The organism is Luteolibacter flavescens (assembly GCF_025950085.1).
In the GTDB taxonomy this organism is placed as follows: Bacteria; Verrucomicrobiota; Verrucomicrobiia; order Verrucomicrobiales; family Akkermansiaceae; genus Haloferula; species Haloferula flavescens.
The window spans coordinates 392,069-411,656 of the sequence record NZ_JAPDDS010000004.1 but is presented as its reverse complement, the minus strand read 5'-3'; the positions used below and the strand labels follow the sequence as shown (position 1 = coordinate 411,656).

18 protein-coding genes are annotated in these 19,588 nt (G+C 65.9%); 8 read left to right on the top strand and 10 right to left on the bottom strand.

The window, feature by feature from the left end:
• Nucleotides 1-64 precede the first annotated feature (64 nt).
• The 4 genes from OKA04_RS09720 to OKA04_RS09705 form a co-directional block, all read right to left on the bottom strand.
• Nucleotides 65-1,291, bottom strand: a complete 1,227-nt coding sequence (locus OKA04_RS09720; RefSeq protein WP_264500959.1) for a glycoside hydrolase family 76 protein — start codon at nt 1,289-1,291, stop codon at nt 65-67.
• An 86-nt stretch (nt 1,292-1,377) separates the two neighbouring features.
• Nucleotides 1,378-2,472 carry a Gfo/Idh/MocA family protein gene (locus OKA04_RS09715; protein ID WP_264500958.1) on the bottom strand — a complete coding sequence of 365 codons (1,095 nt, stop codon included), beginning with the start codon at nt 2,470-2,472 and terminating at the stop codon, nt 1,378-1,380.
• 53 nt (nt 2,473-2,525) lie between these two features.
• Nucleotides 2,526-3,377, bottom strand: a complete 852-nt coding sequence (ypfJ, locus tag OKA04_RS09710; protein ID WP_264500957.1) for a KPN_02809 family neutral zinc metallopeptidase — start codon at nt 3,375-3,377, stop codon at nt 2,526-2,528.
• Nucleotides 3,378-4,107: 730 nt separating this feature from the next.
• Nucleotides 4,108-5,130: a glutamine synthetase beta-grasp domain-containing protein gene (locus tag OKA04_RS09705; RefSeq protein WP_264500956.1), complete on the bottom strand. Its 1,023-nt coding sequence runs from the start codon at nt 5,128-5,130 to the stop codon at nt 4,108-4,110.
• A 242-nt stretch (nt 5,131-5,372) separates the two neighbouring features.
• Here OKA04_RS09705 and OKA04_RS09700 point away from each other — a divergent pair, with 242 nt between their 5' ends.
• From OKA04_RS09700 to OKA04_RS09690, 3 genes are all read left to right on the top strand, one after another.
• Entirely contained in the window at nt 5,373-6,140 is a 768-nt protein-coding gene (locus tag OKA04_RS09700) for a PP2C family protein-serine/threonine phosphatase (protein WP_264500955.1), read from the top strand.
• A gap of 61 nt (nt 6,141-6,201) precedes the next feature.
• The gene (locus OKA04_RS09695) at nt 6,202-6,891 is read left to right on the top strand and encodes a 4'-phosphopantetheinyl transferase family protein (RefSeq protein ID WP_264500954.1); all 690 of its coding nucleotides are present in this window, start codon (nt 6,202-6,204) and stop codon (nt 6,889-6,891) included.
• Between the two features lie 79 nt (nt 6,892-6,970).
• Nucleotides 6,971-8,668 (top strand): hypothetical protein, encoded by a 1,698-nt coding sequence (locus tag OKA04_RS09690; protein ID WP_264500953.1) that lies wholly within the window; start codon nt 6,971-6,973, stop codon nt 8,666-8,668.
• Between the two features lie 611 nt (nt 8,669-9,279).
• Here OKA04_RS09690 and OKA04_RS09685 read toward each other — a convergent pair.
• The 6 genes from OKA04_RS09685 to OKA04_RS09660 form a co-directional block, all read right to left on the bottom strand.
• Nucleotides 9,280-9,867: a nucleotidyltransferase family protein gene (locus OKA04_RS09685; RefSeq protein ID WP_264500952.1), complete on the bottom strand. Its 588-nt coding sequence runs from the start codon at nt 9,865-9,867 to the stop codon at nt 9,280-9,282.
• Nucleotides 9,864-10,817, bottom strand: a complete 954-nt coding sequence (locus tag OKA04_RS09680; protein ID WP_264500951.1) for an XdhC family protein — start codon at nt 10,815-10,817, stop codon at nt 9,864-9,866. The genes OKA04_RS09685 and OKA04_RS09680 overlap by 4 nt, the downstream gene beginning before the upstream one ends.
• A gap of 49 nt (nt 10,818-10,866) precedes the next feature.
• Nucleotides 10,867-13,053 (bottom strand): xanthine dehydrogenase family protein molybdopterin-binding subunit, encoded by a 2,187-nt coding sequence (locus OKA04_RS09675; protein ID WP_264500950.1) that lies wholly within the window; start codon nt 13,051-13,053, stop codon nt 10,867-10,869.
• Nucleotides 13,050-13,508, bottom strand: coding sequence for a (2Fe-2S)-binding protein (locus OKA04_RS09670; protein ID WP_264500949.1), 459 nt, complete (start codon nt 13,506-13,508; stop codon nt 13,050-13,052). Before OKA04_RS09670 ends, OKA04_RS09675 begins: the two co-directional genes overlap by 4 nt.
• Nucleotides 13,509-13,646: 138 nt before the next feature.
• Nucleotides 13,647-14,054, bottom strand: a complete 408-nt coding sequence (locus OKA04_RS09665; RefSeq protein ID WP_264500948.1) for a cupin domain-containing protein — start codon at nt 14,052-14,054, stop codon at nt 13,647-13,649.
• Entirely contained in the window at nt 14,051-14,386 is a 336-nt protein-coding gene (locus tag OKA04_RS09660) for an ArsR/SmtB family transcription factor (protein ID WP_264500947.1), read from the bottom strand. The genes OKA04_RS09665 and OKA04_RS09660 overlap by 4 nt, the downstream gene beginning before the upstream one ends.
• A gap of 131 nt (nt 14,387-14,517) precedes the next feature.
• On the opposite strand from OKA04_RS09660, the gene OKA04_RS09655 reads away from it, so the two are divergent.
• Genes OKA04_RS09655 through OKA04_RS09635 form a run of 5 tightly spaced genes read left to right on the top strand, consistent with a single transcriptional unit; the run spans nt 14,518 to nt 19,320 of the window.
• Complete coding sequence (locus tag OKA04_RS09655) at nt 14,518-15,549, top strand: aldo/keto reductase (RefSeq protein WP_264500946.1); 1,032 nt, start codon at nt 14,518-14,520, stop codon at nt 15,547-15,549.
• A 29-nt stretch (nt 15,550-15,578) separates the two neighbouring features.
• Nucleotides 15,579-16,373 (top strand): SDR family NAD(P)-dependent oxidoreductase, encoded by a 795-nt coding sequence (locus OKA04_RS09650; protein ID WP_264500945.1) that lies wholly within the window; start codon nt 15,579-15,581, stop codon nt 16,371-16,373.
• An 18-nt stretch (nt 16,374-16,391) separates the two neighbouring features.
• Complete coding sequence (locus tag OKA04_RS09645) at nt 16,392-17,162, top strand: type 1 glutamine amidotransferase domain-containing protein (protein WP_264500944.1); 771 nt, start codon at nt 16,392-16,394, stop codon at nt 17,160-17,162.
• 32 nt (nt 17,163-17,194) lie between these two features.
• Nucleotides 17,195-18,244: an NAD(P)-dependent alcohol dehydrogenase gene (locus OKA04_RS09640; protein WP_264500943.1), complete on the top strand. Its 1,050-nt coding sequence runs from the start codon at nt 17,195-17,197 to the stop codon at nt 18,242-18,244.
• Between the two features lie 14 nt (nt 18,245-18,258).
• On the top strand, nt 18,259-19,320 hold the full coding sequence (locus OKA04_RS09635) for an alkene reductase (protein WP_264500942.1): 1,062 nt from the start codon (nt 18,259-18,261) through the stop codon (nt 19,318-19,320).
• The last annotated feature ends 268 nt before the right edge of the window (nt 19,321-19,588 follow it).

Here is a 19,588-nt window from a genome sequence, read left to right as displayed (position 1 = left end):
TTTCGCAGACGTGGCACTAACGCCCACGTTCCGCCCCACGGCAAGCGGCGTTCCGGCGGGGCGGTCAAATCGCGGCCAGCACGGCGATCAGCGCGGAGAGCTGCGTATTGTAGTTCACCACCTTCGCCCGCGGCGGCTGCTGCCACTCCAGCGGGTAGAGGCCGTCTTCCTGCGGGAGCTTCAGGATGGCCCCGGCGCTGGCGGCCAGCACGCGGTCGAGCTGTGCGGAGACGCCGGGGTGGATCTTCTGCCGCTTCAGCGTGCGGGAGAGCGTGCCGAAGTAACGCGCGCAGATGCCCTTGAACATGCCCACGTCCCAGCCGTCGGTACTAAGCTTCTCGTACAAGATCCCCTGCTCCGTCACCACCCCGGACTTTTCAATGATGGTGGTGGCGATGCCCGCGGCCTCGTCCAGCCACACCTGCTTGCCCGTGGCGGCGTGGAGCGCTTCCAGGCCGCCGACATACGCGCCCTGGTTGTAGGTCCAGTAGTCGCCCTTGTGCCCGGGGCGGTCCACGATGCCGGTGCCGTCGTAGAGCTTCACCTCCTTTTCCCACGCGATGGTGCGCTCGGCCCAGTCGAGGAATTCGCGCTTCTTCGTCACGCGGTGGAGCCGTGCGGAAAGGACCACGAAGAGGCTGTTCGTGATCGCGTTCGGGTCGCGCTTGTCATCCTCCTCGGCCCAGGAGACGCCGCCGTTCTTTTGCCAGTTGTCCACGAGGTGCTTGTGGATGGCCACGGCGGTGCGCAGGTAGCGCGGGTCCTTCGTGCGCTCGTGGAATTTCAGCCACGCGATACCCCACCAGGCGGAGTCGTCGAGGTACTCGTTGCGGAATTCGCTGTCGTGGATCTTCTGCGGATCGAGCGACTTCATCTTCCGCTCCAGCTTCTTGTCATCGTCGGCGGACCACTTCCCCTGCTTGCGCAGCGACTCGGCGAGCTTCGGGAAGCGGCTGCCGCGCAGGACATTCCCCGCGTGCAGCTCGCGGAGCTGTGCATCGTAGATGCCGGTGCGGGTGACATTCATGTAGTCCACCATGGCCTCCACGGCATTCGCGCAGGACCACCAGGGAGGATTGATGCTGCCGTCGAAGTGGCCGCGCAGGTCTTTGCCCGGGCGGTCCAGCCAATTCGCCAGCTCCGGCACCCAGAAGACATCGTCCAGCGTCTTCATCCCGTCGCGGAATGCCTTCGCCAGGTCGGACCGGCCGGGGGCATCCTGCGAGAGCGAGACTCGCGGCAGCAGTGCCACCGCGGCGAGGGACTTGAGGAATGAGGAACGGGTGATCATGCGCGGCGGCAGCATCGGGGAGCGGGGGCATCCTGTCGACACAGGCGTGAACCGCCGGCCCACGCCCGCCCCCCTTTCATTCATCATCACACGGTCTCCACCTTCACGGCTTTTCCTTCCTTGATCGAGCGGTAGATCGCTTCCACCGCGAGCAGGTCCTTCAGCCCCTCTTCGCCCGCAGGCTCGAAGCGCTTGCCCTCGAGAATGGCCTGCGAGAAGGCATCCATCTCGGCCTCGAAGTGGTCAATGGCGGGGAACTCGATCTTCACCTCGGGCTTCGAGGTCCAGCCCTTCAGCCCGCCGTAGCTGTAGGCCGGGTCCATGCCGAAGCGCCCGCCCTCGCAGATGGCGGTGAAGAAATTCGCGCCATTGAAGGCATACGTGGTCATGACCGAGGCGATGACGCCGGAGGGAAACTTCATCGACCAGGAGATGGTCTCGTCCACCTCGGCGAATTTCACCGGGTCGGTCTTCGTTTCCTGCGCGGTGATTTCCACGGGCTCCTCGCCGGTGAGGTAGCGGCAGGCCTGCAGCGCATAGACGCCCACGTCCATGAGCGCGCCGCCGCCCGCGAGGTCCTTTCGCAGGCGCCACTGGGTGGGATCCCCGATCTGGAAGCCAAAGCCCGCCTCGATGAATTTCAGCGGGCCGAAGACCTTCTCCCGCGCCAGCCGCATGCACTCGCGGTGGTGCGGCTCGAATTGGCAACGGTAGCCGATGCCGAGTTGCTTCCCCGCCTCCTTCATGGCGGCGATCATGCGGCGGCACTCGTCCGCGGTGTTTGCCATCGGCTTCTCGCAGAAGACATGCTTCCCGGCCTTCGCGCCGCGGATGACGAATTCCTCGTGCATGGAATTCGGCAGCACCACGAAGATGACATCCACGTCGGGATTCTCCGCGATCTTGTCGAAGGTCTCGTAGTTGTAAACGTGGGTGTCCGGGATGGAGTATTTCTCCTGCCACTCCTTTGCCTTCGCCGGGGTGCCGGTGACGATGGCGGCGAGGCGCGAGTGCTTCGTCTTCTGCAGCGCCGGGGCGAGCTGGTTCTTGCTCAGCGTGCCGAGGCCGACGAGCGCCCAGCCGAGTTTCTTGCCCGCGCGCCGTGGCTCCTGGGCACGGGCTCCGGTGGTGAAGGCGGCGGCGGTGGCTCCGAGGGTGGCGAGGAAGGGGCGGCGTTGCATGGGTTTTCCAGTGGATCAGGCGTTAGGGATTGGGGTCGGGCTTCGTGGGGATGTTAGAGATCGTCGGTCTGAAACGTGTTGTTCGGGTCGAATCGATCACTCTGGAGGCCTTTCTTGAACCAGCGCATGCGCTGCGCCGAGGTGCCGTGGGTGAAGGAGTCGGGCACCACGCGGCCCTGCGCCTGGCGCTGCAGGGTATCGTCGCCGATCTTGTTCGCCGCATTCAGCGCTTCCTCGAGATCGCCTTCTTCCAGGAAGTCGTACTTCTGCTGGCCCTTCCGCGCCCACATGCCGGCAAGGAAGTCCGCTTGGAGCTCCAGCCTCACGGAGAGCTCGTTCGCCTCCTTTTCGCTCACGCGCTGCCGTGCCTGCTGCACCTGGCCGGAGATGCCCAGCAGGCTCTGCACGTGATGCCCCACCTCGTGGGCGATGACGTAGGCCTGCGCGAAGTCCCCGGCCGCGCCGAACCTGTCCTCCAGCTCGCGGAAGAACGAGAGATCGATGTAAACGGTGCGGTCCGCCGGGCAGTAGAAGGGCCCCATCTGCGAGCTCGCGCCGCCGCAGCCGCTCTGCACCGTGCCGCGGAAGAGCACCAGCCGCGGCTCCTCGTAGGTCTTTCCCATGCGCTGGAATTCCGCGCCCCAGATCTCCTCGGTATCGGCGAGCACGGTCTTCACGAAGGCCACCGCACGCTCTTCCTCCGGTGACGCCGGGGCCTCGATGCCCTGCCCGCCACCGCCACCCTGCGTCTGCTGGAGGAACTGCATGGGATCCCCGCCGAGCAGCCACACGATGAGCAGCAGGACCAGCGTCCCCAGCCCGCCGCCGATGGCGATGCCGCCCCCACCCCTGCCGCCGCGGCGATCTTCCACGTTTTCACTCTGACGTCGTCCTTCCCAGCGCATGATGGTTGGTCCTCCGGATTTAATTTATTCAGCCTCCAATGGAGCCGAAGGCGGTGGTCCCGGCAACCTTGAATCGTTTTGGGGAGATGGGAGATGGGAGATGGGAGATGGGAGATGGGAGATGGAGGATGGAGGATGGAGGATGGAGGATGGAGGATGGAGGACGGAGGACGGAGGACGGAGGACGGAGGACGGAGGACGGAGGACGGAGGACGGAGGACGGAGGACGGAGGACGGAGGGCTTTTGTGGGTGGTGGCAGGCTTTGGGGAAGGAGACTTGCCGGCTAAAGCCAGCACTCCGCCTGCGGCAGCTCCTGGGAGCGCCGGTCATTAGACCGGCCCGAAGCAGCTCTCGATGCCGACGGAGACCCTGTGCCATCGTGGTCCGCATCGCTCCGCGTGCGGCGAAGCAGTTCTGGCGGCGGGCTTTGTTATTGTGGCTTCGGGGTGGGAGGCAGCACGGAGACTCCTTGCATAGTGAAGATGACAGCGAGGCCTCGCCCACAACTCCCCTACCAGCGCACCGCACGCGTAGCGATGCGGACTACTTTCACGATGCAGACCTCCGCGATGAAGCGCGCAGCCAAGGACCACTCGGGCCGGTCTAATGACCGGCGCTCCCAGGCACCGCACGCGGAGCGATGCGGACCACCTTTCCGCCCCACGAAAAAACGGCCGCCCGGTTAACCCGGACGACCGTCTTTTGATTGGAGCAGCTATGGCCTGGAAATCAGGGAAGCGGGACTTCCGAAATGGTCTTCAGCACGCGGCTGGCGATCTGGTACGGGTCGCCCTGCGAGTTCGGACGGCGGTCTTCGAGGTAGCCCTTGTAGCCGGCGTTGATGAAGCTGTGCGGGACGCGCACCGAGGAACCGCGGTCAGCGATGCCGTAGGTGAACTTGTCGATGGACTGGGTCTCGTGGAGACCGGTGAGGCGCATGTGGTTGTCCGGACCGTAGACGGCGATGTGCTCGTCGAGGTTCTTGCCGAACTGGGCCATGAGCGCTTCGAAGTACTCCTTGCCGCCGGTTTCGCGCATGTACTTCGTGGAGAAGTTGCAGTGCATGCCGGAGCCGTTCCAGTCGAGGTCCTTGCCGAGCGGCTTGCAGTGGTAGTTCACGTCCACGCCGTAGCTTTCGCAGAGGCGGTTGAGGATGTAGCGGGCGACCCAGATCTGGTCGGCGCAGGTCTTCGAGCCCTTGCCGAAGATCTGGAATTCCCACTGGCCCTTGGCCACTTCGGCATTGATGCCTTCGTGGTTGATGCCGGCCTCAAGGCAGAGCTCGAGGTGCTCCTCGACGATCTGGCGAGCCACGTCACCGACGTTGCTGTAGCCGACGCCGCAGTAGTACGGGCCCTGCGGACCGGGGTAGCCTTCCTTCGGGAAGCCGAGCGGGGCACCATTCTCCCAGAGGAAGTACTCCTGCTCGAAGCCGAACCAGGTGTCGGCGTCGTCGAGGATGGTGGCGCGGTTGTTCGACGGGTGCGGGGTGACGCCGTCCGGCATCATGACCTCGCACATGACGAGCGCGCCGTTGTTGCGGGATGCGTCCGGGAAAACGGCCACGGGCTTCAGCACGCAGTCGGAGCTGCGGCCTTCGGCCTGCTGGGTGGAGGATCCGTCGAAGCCCCAGTTTGGAAGCTGCTCGAGGGTCGGGAAGGCGTCGAAGTCCTTCAGTTGAGTCTTGCTACGCAGGTTCGGGACGGGGGTGTAGCCGTCGAGCCAGATGTACTCCAATTTGAACTTGGGCATCGTTTTCTTAGGTTGTGGTTCGGATCGCGGGGATTCGTGCGGATGGAAACGAGGGCGCGGACGCCCCCAGGTGCGCGCAGGTCGCTCGCACCGCGCCCCAAAAAGCAGTAGCCGGGCCAACCGGCAAGCACGGTCGTATTTTTTCCTTTTGCCGCCTTTCCCCTGCCGCTCAGGATCGCCGCCGCGTGACGACACCCGGCCCCGACCCAGCCACTCCGCCATTGAATCTCAAATGGTCCGGCATGAGCCATGTCGGGCGCTTCCGCACGAACAACGAGGACGCCTTCCTGGGCCTCACCTTTGACGCGCGGGAGATCCACTACCTGGGCAAGACGGGCCACGGGACGCTGGAGAAGGCCGACTACGTCTTCGCCGTGAGCGATGGCATGGGCGGGGCGAAGTCCGGGGAATTCGCCAGCAAGATCGCCGTGGAGAAGATCACGCGCTTGCTGCCGGCGAGCTTTGGCATGGGGGCGCAGCACCTGGAGGCGGGATTTTCGGACATCCTGCGCGAGCTTTTCGAGCGCATCCACGGAGCGATCAGCGATCTGGGGCGCTACTACCCGGAGTGCCACGGCATGGGGGCCACGCTCAGCCTGTGCTGGTTCATGCCGGGGTGGATGTGCTTTTCCCACATCGGGGACAGCCGCATCTACTACCTGCCGCGGGAGGGGGAGATGACCCAGGTGACGCATGACCACTCGCACGTGGGCTGGCTGCGCCGCTCCGGGAAGATCAACGAGCGGGAAGCCCGCACCCATCCCGGCCGCAGCTCGCTCTCCCAGGCGCTGGGCGGCGGGAACCAGAAGATAGACCCGCACATCGGTCGCGTGGCCTGCCAGCCGGGGGATCGCTTCCTGATCTGCTCGGACGGGCTGGTGGACGGCCTCTGGGACAAGAAGATCAACGAGATGGCCCGCGGGGAATTCTGCGCGGCGACGATGGTGACGCTGGCGGTGAATGAATCCGGCCGCGACAATACCACCGCGCTGCTCATCGAGGTGGCCTGAGAGCGGGTACGCGTCCGTTTTTCGCTTCGCCCCGGGCGGCGCGGAGGGCAGATTTCACCGCGTGCCGCTCTCCCCTCCCGCCCTCGGAACCGCGCTGGTCATCGTGGTGGACCCGGTGCGGGTGGGCGTGGAAGCGACGGCCTGCCTGTCCGCTTCGGAGCGGACGCAGGCGGAGCGCTTCCACTTTGAAAAGGACGCCATCCACTGGCGCGCCTGCCGGGCGGCGCTGCGCGGCGTGCTGGGCGAGGCGCTGGGAATCGCGCCCGGGGCTGTGGGCATCGACCACGGCGAGCATGGGAAGCCGGAGCTCTCGCCCGCCGGGAGCGGCCTGCACTTCAATCTCTCGCACTGCCGGGACCTCGCGCTGATCGCCCTCTGCCAGGACGGGGCCGTGGGCGTGGACATCGAGCCCGCCGACCGCGCGCCGACGCTGCTGGGCTGCGAGGACGCCTTTTGCCACCCCGGCGAGATTTCCCTGCTGCCGGATGAGGCCGGCCCGCGCGCGACCATGCTGATGGACCTCTGGACGCGGAAGGAGGCGCTGCTGAAGGCGCTGGGCACCGGCATGTCGCTGGCACCGCAATCCGTCTCCGTGGCGGATCCGCCCGCGAGCTACGCCGACGACGCGCGCTTCCGGGACCTGCGACTGCACGCCTTGCGCGGTGCGGCGCTGGAAAGGCACGTCGCCTGCCTGGCCGCACCGGCTTCAGTCTCGCGCATTCTTTTGAAGGACTGGCCCGGGACCGGCTGACCGGGACCGCCCCCCCCTTTAACCCTCGTCATCGACAGCGCAGGTGCGCCGTGTCATATAAGGCAAGTCGACATTCACGATGCCCGAAGCAATCCAGTTCTACTGCCCCGCCTGCGGGATCACCCTGCGGGTGCCACTGGCGGCATCGGGCACGCAGGGGCCTTGCCCGCGGTGCCAGCAGTCGATCATCTGCCCGGACCTGGCCACCGGCATCGGGGCGCGTCGTGCCGGGGTGCCGTTTTCCGCCCCAGCCGCACAGGCCTCTGCCGAGCCGCCGCGTCCTTCGCGCGACGCCGATCCTTTCAATCCCTTCAGCCGGAAACCCGAGCCGCTGGTTTCCCCACCGGCACCGCAGCCTGTTTCCCAACCGGCACCCGAACCCGCGCCGGAACCGCAGCCAGCACCCCTGCCGGAACCACACCCGGAGCCCCCTCCGGTCCCCGCGCCAGCACCGCAGCCAGCGCCACAATCGGAGCCCGAGCCAACACCTCAGCTTCCGCCTCCGCCGCAGCCCATTCCCCAACCGGAACCACAACCCGCTCCCCAGCCAATCCCCCAGCCGCTACCGCAGGCCGAGCCTCCCGCGCCCGCCGAACCGGCACCGGCCTTCACCTTCGAGCGGGTCAAGCAGCCGCCACCGATCCAGCAGTCACGTCCGGAGCCCTTCTCCGGCGTGAAGTCCCCGGAACTACCCCGGACCGAAGCTCCCGTGGCCGAAGACCCGCCCGTCCGCCGCTCCGGCTCCTCCCGTAAGCAGCGGAGGGACGCCCGCGCCGAGGCTGCCGAGGAACGCTCGTCCGCAAGCGTCGGCGCGCGGGCCCTGATGATCCTGCTGCTGCTCTTTTCCCTGCTCGCCGCGCTGGTCGGCTTCATCGCGGGCTACGGCTTCGGAGCGAGGAACGTGCCGATCGTCAATTGGTTCCAGCCACCGCCGGAAAAGACCGACTTCCTCCCCGGGACCAACCGGGCTCCGTCCCAGCCGGTCACACCGGAGCCGGAAACGGATCGCGATCCTGAAACGCAACCGGTTCCGCCCCCGCCATCGTCCACGGAGGAAATACCGCCGCCCCCTCCCACCACCGAACCACCTGCCGGGGAAGATCCGGCGGAAAGACCGCAAGAAGAGCCGCCATCGCTCAAGGTCATCTCCGCCCCGGAAGCCGCGCTGAAGGCCTTCCTTTCCGCTCCGGATTGGCGCACGAGGGCGAAGCACGTCCTCTATCCCGCCCGCACCACGGAGAAGATGGAGGCCTACCACATCGATACGCCGGACGGCCCCACGGTCCCCACCCAGATCACCCTCGCCGCCTCGCACGATGACCCCGATACCGGCGAGCGGCTCTTCACCTACATGGTCGCCACCGAGGCCCACCCGAGGGGCTTCCCCGTCGCCATCATGAAGACGCCGGACGGCTGGAAGGTGGATTGGGACAGCTTCGTCGAATTCCGCGACGATCATTTCCGCCGCTTCGCCTCCGGCGAGGGCAGCGACACCGGGACCTTCCACCTGCTGGTGAGGAACACGCACCACTTCGGCGACAAATTCCCCGGCAGCGACAAGCTCTCCGTCTTCCGCGTCGATCCGCCGCTGCTGGATCGCGACCAGTATGCCTTTGCCCCCACGGGCAAGGACCTGCAGAAGGCGCTCACCGCCTCCATCGAATGGGGCCGCCCTTGCGCCGCCGTCCTGCAGCTCACGCGCAAGAAAAACCCCGACGGCACCACCCGCCTGGAGATCACCAATCTCGTCGCCCCCAACTGGCGCCCCCGGCCCTGACGCCTCCCCACCCCTGGGAGCGCGCGGCCACTGGCCCGCCGAAGCACCCTTGTGCAACTTCCCCTCTCTACGCTCCCGCCGAGAGCCCTCTCCAGGAAAACGTCACTCTTCAGGGCCAAAGGCCCGGCCATCCCTCAGCCCGGGCCACCGGCCCGGGTAGCTGGTTCGGCGCGAGCAGGCGGCCTGAAGGGCCGCGATACGGGGGCGGCATGCCCGGGATTTACAGATCCGTCTCGCCCAAAGAGTCCGACCAATAAATCTGGCCAAGCGACCAACCTGCACGCGGTTCTCTCCTCACCGCTTTCGCGAGGCGGATCGTCATCCCTATCGCGGCCCTTCAGGCCGCCGTCCTCACTGCGAACCCTTTCCCGGGCCGATGGCCCGGGCTGAGGGATGGCCGGGCCCTTGGCCCTGAAATCTGGATGGGCCAGCAAGCGCATCCAGTCATACCAAAACATCTCGTAGTCGCACTGGTGACAGTGCGGAAGTAAGGGTGAGGCGGGCTTCACCGGTGGCTTCCGTGGTGTCACCACTACGACTACGGTGGATGGAATAGCTCGCTACGCGAAGACCAAACCAAACCAAACCAAACTCCACGTCACCCCCTTCAACTACATCTCACCCCTCATCTTCAAAAACCTCTCCCACGCCCCGGGCGAATCGATATCCCACGCCGCATCCGGGAAAGCCACCGTCACCACCGGATGCCGCCCCGCCACCGCCTTCGCGCCGCGATCTCCTTCCAGCGCCATCAGCTCCGGGAAGCATTGCTTCCCGAACAACGCAGGCGGTCCCGTGGCTTCGCCGTGATCGCACAAAACAATCCCCGTCTCCGCCAGGCGATCGCGCATGCTATCTAACAAATCCACTGTCACCATCGGCTGGTCGGCGAGCATCACGAGGATCGCATCAAGCTCTGGCTCTTTTCCTAACAGCTCCCTCACTCCCACCGCGAGCGAACCGCCCATGCCCTCTTCCCAGCGCTCATGCACGAGGGTCAGGACATGCCCGGGGCATGACCTTTCCAAGATCAACGGCGCATGACCGCCCAGCACCCGCAGCACCGGATCGAAGCCCGCTTCGAGGGCAATGCGGCACGCGCGGTCGATGAGAGTCTCGCCATCGATTTCCAGCAGTTGCTTCGGCGCGCCGAAGCGGCTCGCCTTCCCCGCCGCGAGGATCACCGCGCCGACCTTCATCCCAGCGCCATCACTTCAGGTTGCGGATGGATGGTCCCGGTCTTGTCCCGCAGGAAACCGCCGCCGGCACCGGCGAGCACGGCCTGAATCTCCGCCGCGATCGCCAGCGAGATCGTCGCCGGATGATGCCCGCCGAGGTCCAGCCCCACCGGCGCATGCAGGCGCTCCGTGACTTCCGGATCTTCTAACAGACCGAGCTCACCCAGCTCCGCCAGCAAGGTCTCGCGACGACGCTTCGACCCCAGCAGGCCGACATAGCCATAGCCTGCGGGCAGGATCTCGCGGAGGAAAGAAAGGTCCGTCGCCAGGTGATGGGTCATTACCAGCACCGCCGTGGCGGCATCGGGCGCAAAGTGGGCGGTCATTTCCTCCGCCGCCAGCACGCGCACGGACTCCCCTGCGACGCGCGGCGTCTCCGCGATCATCCGCTGGTCGCGCAGCACGCGATGCCGCTCCCACCCGAGCGCCGCGGCGAAGCCGAGCAGCGGCTCCATGTCCGGCGTCCACCCCACCGCCACCAGGCGCGGCGGTGGCACCACCTTCTCCAGCAAATCCGATGTCTCCCCCGCGGCGATCCGCGTGCTCCTCGCGTCCGTGACCAGCAGCAGGCTCCGGCGCTCGCGCAGCTCCGACTCGATCCATCCGATCAGCTCGTGCGCGATCTCCTCGACCTGCACGTGCAGCTTCCCCGGGCAGCCGAAGTGTGGCCGCGTATCGATCACCATGCGCTGCGGCGTCCCGTCCGAGAAAACCTTCCGCGCCGTATTCGCGATCCCCTCCTCCAGGCATCCGCCGCTGAGCGAACCGCTGAAGGACAGGTCCTCCGCGATCAACATCCGCGCCCCCGGCTGCCGGTAGCTGGAGCCCTCGCGCGCCACCAGCGTGGCCAGCGCGAGCTGCCCGCCGCGGTGCTGCCGCGCGAAGTCGAAGAGGAAAGGCCAGTCCGTCATGGAGGTCGGGATATTCAAGGAAGGGTCGCACTCTCGCCGCGGTGCTCGCTCACGTCCAACTGAGATCCTGCTTCGACAGCGGCAGCGTCCGCACCCGCTTCCCGGTGGCGGCAAAGATCGCATTCGTGATGGCCGGTGCAGTTGGTGGCAACGCCGGCTCGCCCAGCCCGGTTGGCGGGTAGTCCGACTTCACGAAGTGCGACTCGACTTTCGGCGCGTCGCTCATTCGCAGTAGCGGGTAGTCGTGGAAGTTCGTCTGCTTCACCGCACCCTCCTCCACTGTGATCTCCTGGAACCACGCCGCGCTCAGGCCGTCGATCATCGAGCCCTCCACCTGGTTTTCCGCGCCGCTCAGGTTCATGATCGGTCCCACGTCGATGCCCGCCGTCAACTTGTTCACCTTCAGCTTGCCTTCCCTGCTCACGGTCACGTCCGCGACCACCGCCACGTAGCCGAGGTGGCTGTAGTGGAAGGCGATGCCGCGCCCGTGGCCCTTCTCCAGCTTTTCGCCCCAGCCGCCCTTTTCCGCGGCCAGCCTCAGCACGCCCTTCATGCGCGTGGCATTGTAGGAGCCGCCGCGTCCGCCGCTGGCAGGCACCTCGCGATCCTCGCCCAGCAGATCCAGCCGGAAGTCCAGCGGGTCCTTCTTCGCCGCATGCGCCATCTCGTCGATGAAGCTCTGAATGACCCAACCCAGCGCGCACGACCCCGGCGCACGCCACCAGCCGAGCGGCGTATTGCTCGGGAAGATGGTCCGCTCCAGCAGCAGGTTCGGCACGAAGCGGCTGGGGAATTCATCCCCGCCGAGGTCCGCGCCATTGCCCGGGCGCTGGTCATTGTTCAGGCCGAAGGTAACGAAGTGGTCCGCCCACGACACCAGCTTGCCCGCCTCATCCACCCGCCCGCGGAAGCGATGCCAGCCGCCGGGACGGTAGTAATCGTGAGCCATGTCCTGCTCGCGCGTCCACGTCAGCTTCACCGGCGTGCCCGCCAGCCGCTGTGCGATGGCCGCGCACTCCACCATGAAGTCCCCCATCAGCCGCCGGCCGAAGCCACCGCCGATGCGCGTCATGTGGACCGTGATCTTATCCCGCGGGATCTTCAGCGTGCGCGAGATCCCGTCGATGCCCGAGCCCGGATTCTGCGTCGGGGCCCACATCTCCAGCGCGCCTTCCTTGAAGACCGCGGTGCAATTCTGCGGCTCCAGGTTCGCGTGGGAGAGATGCGGGTAGTGATACTCCGCGGTCACCGTCCTGCCGTCATCGGGGAAGTCCGGCTCGCCCGTCCTGCGGATCTCGCTGCCCGCGCCGCGCATCACTTCGGCAGCCTTTTTCGCATGCGCGGTGAAGCTCTCCTTCGCCTCCGCATCCCAGCTCACCTCCAGTGCCTTCCTCGCCTGGAAGGTGCTCCACGTGTCACCCGCGATGATCGCGATGCCGGGCATCAGCCCGTAGTGATCGCCCGTGCCCTCGATGGCGAAGGCATCCACCACGCCGGGCATCTTCTTCACGGCATCCAGATCCACCTTGCCGATCTTCCCGGCGAAAACGGGGCAGCGCACGTAGGCCGCGTATTTCATCCCGGCGTGCTTCTGGTCGATGCCGAACAAGGGCTGCCCGGTGACGATCTTCGGATTGTCCACGCCGCCGATGCGCTTCCCCAGCAGCTTGAAATCCGCCACCTTCTTCAGCGTCACCGAGCGCTCGTCCGGTACCGGCAGCTTCGACGCCGCCGCCGCGAGCGCACCGTAGCCGAGCTTCCTGCCGCTTGGCTTGTGAATCACCTCGCCGGCCACCGCTTCGCACTCCTCAACCGAAACGCCCCACTCCTTCGCCGCCGCAGCGACCAGCATCGTCCGGGCGATTGCGCCCATCCTGCGGAGCCTGTCGTAGTTGTTCGGCGTGGACATGCTGCCGCCTGCCATCTGGTGGCCGAAGGCGGCGGCATCCACCGGAGCCTGCTCCACCGTCACCTTTTCCCAAGGGATCTCCAGCTCCTCCGCCACGATCATCGGCAGCGAGGTCTTCACTCCCTGTCCCACCTCCGGGTTCTTCGCGAGGATGGTCACCACGCCCTCCGGCGTGATGCGGATGAAGGCATTCGGCGAGAACGTGGCAGCCATCGCCGCCTCCTCCGCGGCACCTGCCGACTCGGCATTCCAGCCGAGGAAAAATCCGCCGCTGGCCAAGGCGGTTACGCGGAAGAATCCGCGGCGATGAAGGACGGGCGTGCTCATTTCGCGGCGGCGGTGTGGATGGCCTGGCGGATGCGCGTGTAGGTAGCACAGCGGCAGAGATTTCCGGACATCGCGAGATCGATATCCTCGTCGTTGGGGTTTGCCTTCTCCTTCAGCAGCGCGGTCGCGCTCATGATCTGGCCGGCCTGACAGTAGCCACACTGCGCCACGTCGAGGTCACACCACACCTGTTGCAGCGCGGTGAGCTTCCCGTCCGTCGCCAGCCCCTCGATCGTCGTCACCTTCCGTTCGCCCACCGCGGACACCGGCGTCACGCACGAGCGCACCGCCTGGCCGTCGAGGTGGACGGTGCACGCACCGCACAGGCTCATGCCGCAGCCGAATTTCGTGCCGACGAGATCGAGGTGATCGCGCAGCACCCATAGCAAGGGCGTGTCCTCGGCCACCTCCACCGTGCGGGGCTGGCCATTGACCTGGAGTGAGAAGGTTTTCATGGAGCGTCTGTCAGGCTAGCGACCCACCCGCCCGACGCACCAAAAAACGCCGGGCCGGAAGGCACCGTGCGCTGGGAGTATCCACGCCCCCGGCTTCTTCCCGGATTTCTCCGCGCATCGCTCCCATGCGAGCCCGCCCTAATCCTTGATCCCGAGATCCACTTCCTGAAACTCGCCATTCACCTTGGCGGTGAGCACCACCACCGGCGGAGACTTCGTGTTGTAGTGCCCCGACCAAGGGATCGCGGCGACCGAACCCGGCACGTAGGTCCGGCGGATGCCATCCGGGATCGGTATCGTGAAAAGCAACTTCCCGTCGCGGGTCTGCAGCTTCACGATCTCGATGGATTGGACGTTCCTGGAAGGCCGGAAATGCAACTCGATCCTTCCCTCCATGAGCCGCGTGCCATCCGGCGCGACCTCATCCACCGCGCCCGGCACCATCCGGTAGTGGCCCGATACCTGGCCCTTCCGCGAGAGACCCGCGAAGGCCATCGCGACGATCAGGAGCACCGCCCCCGCCAGCCACGGCAGCTTGTCCTTCATCCGGGCAGCTTTGCTTTCCTCCCGGATTTCTTCGGCTTCTCCGCCGTCACGAGGTCGAGCAAGCCGGGAAAGCGCGCGCCGATCTCTTCCTCGCGCACGCTGTTCATGCAGCGCGTGCCTTCCGTGCGGGTCAGGATCAGCCCGGCATCGCGGAGCACGGCGAAGTGGTGCGATACCGTCGCCTTCGAGATCGTCAGGGGAATGTCACCGCACGCCAGCTCACCGGCGTCCATCAGGGCGCGCAGGATCTCGATGCGGATGGGATCCGACAGTGCCTGCATCACCATGGGCAGGGTGATCTCACGGATTGGCGGATGGATGTAGGGTTTCATCTCGACACAAGGTAGCACGGGTTTATTGTTCGACAATCGTCGAAATAATAATTTGACGGCGGAAAATGCCGCGGTAGCTAGTTCGACAGATTTCGAACAACCGGACTCCATCCATCCCACCTACCCCTATCATGGAACAACGACTTCTCGGCGGCTCGGGCCTCAAGGTCCCGGTCCTCACGCTCGGCACCGGCACCTTCGGCGGGAATGGCCCGCTCTTCTCCGCCTGGGGAAACAGCCAGGTGGAAGACGCCAGGCGCCTCATCGACATCAGCCTGGAAGCCGGGCTGAACATGTTCGACAGCGCGGACGTTTACTCCGCCGGGCAGGCGGAGGAGATCCTCGGCAAGGCAATCGAAGGCCGACGCGATGAAGTGCTCATCTCGACCAAGGCGACCTTCCGCACCGGCGAGGGCCCGAATGACCTGGGCTCGTCGCGCCACCACCTGACCCGCGCGATCGACCGCAGCTTGAAACGCCTGGGCACCGACTACATCGACCTTTTCCAGCTCCACGGCTTCGACGCGCAGACGCCCATCGAGGAGACGCTGTCCACGCTCGATGGCTTCGTGAAGACGGGCAAGATCCGCTACCTCGGCGTGTCGAATTTCTCCGGCTGGCACCTCATGAAATCGCTGGCGCTCGCCGAGAAATACGGCTGGACCCGCTACGTCGCGCACCAGGCCTACTACTCGCTCATCGGCCGCAGCTACGAGTGGGAGCTGATGCCGCTGGGCATCGACCAGAAGGTCGGCGCGGTGGTGTGGAGCCCGCTCGGCTGGGCGCGCCTCACCGGCAAGATCCGCCGCGGCACCCCGCTGCCAAAGGACAGCCGCCTGCAATCCCAGCTCAATGTGGACGTGGGTCCGCCGGTCGATGACGAATACCTCTACCGCGTGGTGGATGCACTTGACGAAGTGGCCGCGGAGACCGGCAAGACCGTCCCGCAGATCGCGCTGAACTGGCTGCTCCAGCGCCCGACCGTCGCCACCATCGTCATCGGTGCGCGGAATGAAGAACAGCTCCGCCAGAACATCGGCGCGACCGGCTGGAACCTTACAAACGAGCAGGTGGCCAAACTCGACGCCGCGAGCGATACACCGAAGGCGTATCCCTATTTCCACCAGGCGGGATTCGAGCGGAATCCCTCGCCCGTCGCCTGAAAAAAATCATCCCAACCCTTCCACGAATCATGGACCTCCAGCTCACCGGAAAGCTCGCCCTCGTCACCGGCTCCACCGCCGGCATCGGCCTCGCCATCGCGAAAACCCTCGCGGCGGAAGGAGCCCGCGTCATCGTCAATGGCCGCACGCAGGCCCGCGTCGATGAAGCCATCGCCGCCATCCGCAGCGAAGTGCCTGACGCCACCCTCGAAAGCTTCGCCGGCGACCTCGGCAAGGTGGAGGAGAGCGACCGCATCGCCGCCGAACTCCCCGACGTGGAAATCCTCGTGAACAACCTCGGCATCTTCGAGCCGAAGCCCTTCGAGGAAATCCCGGACGAGGATTGGTACCGCTTCTTCGAGACGAACTTCATGAGCGGCATGCGCCTCAGTCGCGCCTACCTCGCAAAGATGAAGGCCCGCGACTGGGGCCGGATCATCTTCATCTCCAGCGAATCCTCGTCCGATGTGCCTGCGGAAATGATCCACTACGGCGTGACGAAGACGATGCAGGTCTCGCTCGCCCGAGGCCTCGCCGGGCTCACCACCGGCACCGGCGTCACGGTGAATACCATCATGCCCGGACCCACGTGGTCGGAAGGCGTGGAGCAATTCGTGAAGGACCTCGCCCGCGACCAAGGCAAGCCCGCGGAGCAGGTGGAGAAGGAGTTCTTCACCACCATGCGGCCGAATTCCCTGCTGCGCCGCTTCATCCAGACGGACGAGATCGCTTCCTTCGTCGCCTACGTCGCGAGCCCGCGCTCCGCCGCCACGAACGGAGCGGCCCTGCGCGCCGAGGGCGGACTGCTTCACAGTCTCTTCTAACAGACTCCAACAATTCCCATGAAGGTCCCTTCATTCTCCCTCAAGCTCATCACCGCCGCCCTGCTCGGCATCGCCGCCCCGCTCGCGGCCGCCGGGGAAAAGCCGCGCGTGCTCATCCTCGCCACCGGCGCGGACAAGATGACGGATGGCAAGCCCACCGGCCTGTGGCTGGAGGAATTCGCCGTGCCCTACAATGCCTTCACGAAGGCGGGCTTCGACATCGTGGTGTCCACGCCGAAGGGCGGTGACGTCCCGGTGGACCCGCGCAGCAAGCCCACACCGGAACAGACCGCCGAGTGGGCCGACGCCTCGAAGAAGCTCGCGGGTACCGTAGCCATCGCCGACGTGGACGCTTCGAAGCTGGATGCCGTTTTCGTCCCCGGCGGACATGGCACCATGTTCGACCTCGCGACCGACGAGGGCACGGCCAAGCTGCTCACCACGCTGAATGCCGACGGCAAGATCATCGCCGCCGTCTGCCATGGCCCCGCCGCGCTGGTCGGCGCGAAGGGCACCGATGGCAAGCCGCTCGTGGCGGGCAAGACCGTCGCCACCTTCACCGATGACGAGGAGCGCGCCGTGAAGCTCGACAAGGAGATGCCCTTCCTCCTCGAGTCGAAGCTGGCCGAGCTCGGTGCCAAGATCGACAAGAAGCCGAACTTCACCGCCCACGCCGTGCGTGATGGCAATCTGATCACCGGGCAAAACCCGCCTTCCAGTGAGCTTGTGGCCGACCTGGTCATCAAGGCACTCGCCAAAAAGTCAGCCGAGCCGACCGAGAAACCCTGATTCAAAAAATCCGATCCATCCCCTTCCACACCATGAGCACTTCAAAAGCCTACGCCGCCCAGACCGCCTCCTCCGCCCTCGCCCCGCTCTCCATCGAGCGCCGCGAGCCCGGCCCGCACGACGTCCATATCGACATCCTCTACTGCGGCGTCTGCCACTCCGACCTGCACCAGGCGCGGAATGAATGGCACAACACCATCTACCCCTGCGTGCCCGGCCACGAGATCGTGGGCCGCGTGACGAAGGTCGGCGCGCACGTCACGAAATTCAAGGAAGGCGACATCGCCGCCGTCGGCTGCATGGTGGACTCCTGCCGCACCTGCACGAGCTGCGAGGCCGGCACGGAGCAGTATTGCCTGCAATTCCCCACCTTCACCTACAATGGCCAGGACAAGCACCTCGGCGGCATCACCTACGGCGGCTACTCCGACGCCATCGTGGTGGACGAGGCATTCACGCTGAAGGTCCCGTCGAATCTCGACCTCGCCGCCGTCGCCCCGCTCCTCTGCGCCGGCATCACCACCTACTCGCCGCTCCATCACTGGAAGGTCGGCCCGGGGCAAAAGGTCGGCATCGTGGGGCTCGGCGGACTCGGCCACATGGGCGTGAAATTCGCCCGCGCGCTGGGTGCCCACACCGTGCTCTTCACCACCTCGCCGTCGAAGGTGGAGGACGGCCTGAAGCTCGGCGCGGACGAGGTGGTCATCTCGAAGGACGCCGATGCCATGGCGAAGCACGCGATGAGCTTCGACTTCATCCTCGATGCGGTCTCCGCCGACCACGACATCAATGCCTACCTCTCGCTGCTGAAGCTGGACGGCAATCTCACGCTCGTGGGCGCGCCGGAGAATCCGCTGCCGGTGGCCGCCTTCAATCTCCTGCTGCCACGCCGCAGCTTCTCCGGCTCCGCCATCGGCGGCATCGCCGAGACCCAGGAGATGCTCGATTTCTGCGGCGAAAAGGGAATCACCAGCGAGATCGAGATCATCTCCATCCAGCAGATCAATGAAGCCTACGACCGCCTTCTGAAGGGCGACGTGAAGTACCGCTTCGTGATCGACATGGCATCTCTCAAGAACTGAACCGAACGCACATCATGTCAAAGATCCAAGAACCCGTCCGCATCGGCGCATGGGACCTGCCGAATCGCGTCGTCATGGCCCCGCTAACCCGCTGCCGCGCCAGCGAGGGCCGCGTGCCGAATGCGATGATGGCCGAGTACTACAAGCAACGTAGTTCCGCCGGACTCATCCTTTCCGAGGCCACCTCCATCTCGCCGCAGGGCGTGGGCTACCCGGATACCCCGGGCCTCTGGTCCGCGGAGCAGGTGGAAGGCTGGAAGCTGGTCACGAGCGCCGTCCACGAGGCAGGCGGCCGCATCATCGCCCAGCTCTGGCACGTCGGTCGCGTCTCCGATCCGCATTATCTTGATGGCGAGCTTCCCGTGTCCGCCAGCGCCATCGCCGCGCCGGGCCACGTCAGCATCCTCCGCCCGCAGCGGCCCCACGTCACTCCGCGCGCGCTGGAGCTCTCGGAGATCCCCGGCATCATCGAGGACTACCGGAAGGCCGCGGAGAACGCGCTCGCCGCGGGCTTCGACGGCGTGGAGATCCACGGCGCGAACGGCTATCTGCCGCACCAGTTCCTGAACGACCGCATCAACGTGCGCACCGATTCCTTCGGCGGCAGCATCGAGAATCGCGCGCGCTTCATGCTGGAGGCCGTGGATGCCGCCATCTCCGTCTGGGGTCCGGACCGCGTGGGCCTGCACCTCTCGCCGAATACCGAGGACGATTCCGATGCCGTGGCCACCTACGGCTTCATCGCCCGCGAGGCCACCGCGCGCGGCATCGCCTTCCTCTTCGTCCGCGAGCCGCTCGGTGCCGATCCGCGCATCAGCAGAAGCATCCGGAAGTCCTTCACCGGAGCCTTCATCGCGAACCAGGAACTGACCAAGGAGCAGGGCGACGAACTCCTCGCCGCGAATGAAGCCGACGCCATTTCCTACGGCCGCCTCTACATCGCGAATCCGGACCTCGTCGAGCGCCTCGCCGCCGCCGCCCCGCTCAACGAGCCCGACGGCTCCACCTTCTACGGCGGCGGCCCGGAAGGCTACCTCGACTACCCCACGCTGGAAGAGCTGAACCAACCTGCCTGATCGGCAGGGGGCTGCATGGTGTCCCCGAGAGGCATGGAAGCATGCGCTCCAAACGAACCTCGAAACTCAGCCGGTGGCAACTGCCACCGGCTTTTCTTTTTTGGTCGACCGGGTGCAGCGCCAAATCGGGATCGCGTAGGTCCGCCAAAACCTTCGCCCCCCTCGGAGCGCGTGGCCACTGGCCCGCTTGGACAGCCATGAACCTCGGGTAAAAGCTGCTCACACGAGAGAGATCATCAGGGAGCGGGCTTGCATGGTCGCTTCGCCG

What these genes read in the sequence shown, in the direction of transcription:
- OKA04_RS09660 (WP_264500947.1), bottom strand. Translation starts at nt 14,386, where the DNA reads ATGAAACCCTACATCCATCCGCCAATCCGTGAGATCACCCTGCCCATG.
- ypfJ (WP_264500957.1), bottom strand. Translation starts at nt 3,377, where the DNA reads ATGCGCTGGGAAGGACGACGTCAGAGTGAAAACGTGGAAGATCGCCGC.
- OKA04_RS09685 (WP_264500952.1), bottom strand. Translation starts at nt 9,867, where the DNA reads ATGAAGGTCGGCGCGGTGATCCTCGCGGCGGGGAAGGCGAGCCGCTTC.
- OKA04_RS09650 (WP_264500945.1), top strand. Translation starts at nt 15,579, where the DNA reads ATGGACCTCCAGCTCACCGGAAAGCTCGCCCTCGTCACCGGCTCCACC.
- OKA04_RS09655 (WP_264500946.1), top strand. Translation starts at nt 14,518, where the DNA reads ATGGAACAACGACTTCTCGGCGGCTCGGGCCTCAAGGTCCCGGTCCTC.
- OKA04_RS09705 (WP_264500956.1), bottom strand. Translation starts at nt 5,130, where the DNA reads ATGCCCAAGTTCAAATTGGAGTACATCTGGCTCGACGGCTACACCCCC.
- OKA04_RS09670 (WP_264500949.1), bottom strand. Translation starts at nt 13,508, where the DNA reads ATGAAAACCTTCTCACTCCAGGTCAATGGCCAGCCCCGCACGGTGGAG.
- OKA04_RS09700 (WP_264500955.1), top strand. Translation starts at nt 5,373, where the DNA reads ATGAGCCATGTCGGGCGCTTCCGCACGAACAACGAGGACGCCTTCCTG.
- OKA04_RS09715 (WP_264500958.1), bottom strand. Translation starts at nt 2,472, where the DNA reads ATGCAACGCCGCCCCTTCCTCGCCACCCTCGGAGCCACCGCCGCCGCC.
- OKA04_RS09675 (WP_264500950.1), bottom strand. Translation starts at nt 13,053, where the DNA reads ATGAGCACGCCCGTCCTTCATCGCCGCGGATTCTTCCGCGTAACCGCC.
- OKA04_RS09640 (WP_264500943.1), top strand. Translation starts at nt 17,195, where the DNA reads ATGAGCACTTCAAAAGCCTACGCCGCCCAGACCGCCTCCTCCGCCCTC.
- OKA04_RS09635 (WP_264500942.1), top strand. Translation starts at nt 18,259, where the DNA reads ATGTCAAAGATCCAAGAACCCGTCCGCATCGGCGCATGGGACCTGCCG.
- OKA04_RS09645 (WP_264500944.1), top strand. Translation starts at nt 16,392, where the DNA reads ATGAAGGTCCCTTCATTCTCCCTCAAGCTCATCACCGCCGCCCTGCTC.
- OKA04_RS09680 (WP_264500951.1), bottom strand. Translation starts at nt 10,817, where the DNA reads ATGACGGACTGGCCTTTCCTCTTCGACTTCGCGCGGCAGCACCGCGGC.
- OKA04_RS09665 (WP_264500948.1), bottom strand. Translation starts at nt 14,054, where the DNA reads ATGAAGGACAAGCTGCCGTGGCTGGCGGGGGCGGTGCTCCTGATCGTC.
- OKA04_RS09720 (WP_264500959.1), bottom strand. Translation starts at nt 1,291, where the DNA reads ATGATCACCCGTTCCTCATTCCTCAAGTCCCTCGCCGCGGTGGCACTG.
- OKA04_RS09690 (WP_264500953.1), top strand. Translation starts at nt 6,971, where the DNA reads ATGCCCGAAGCAATCCAGTTCTACTGCCCCGCCTGCGGGATCACCCTG.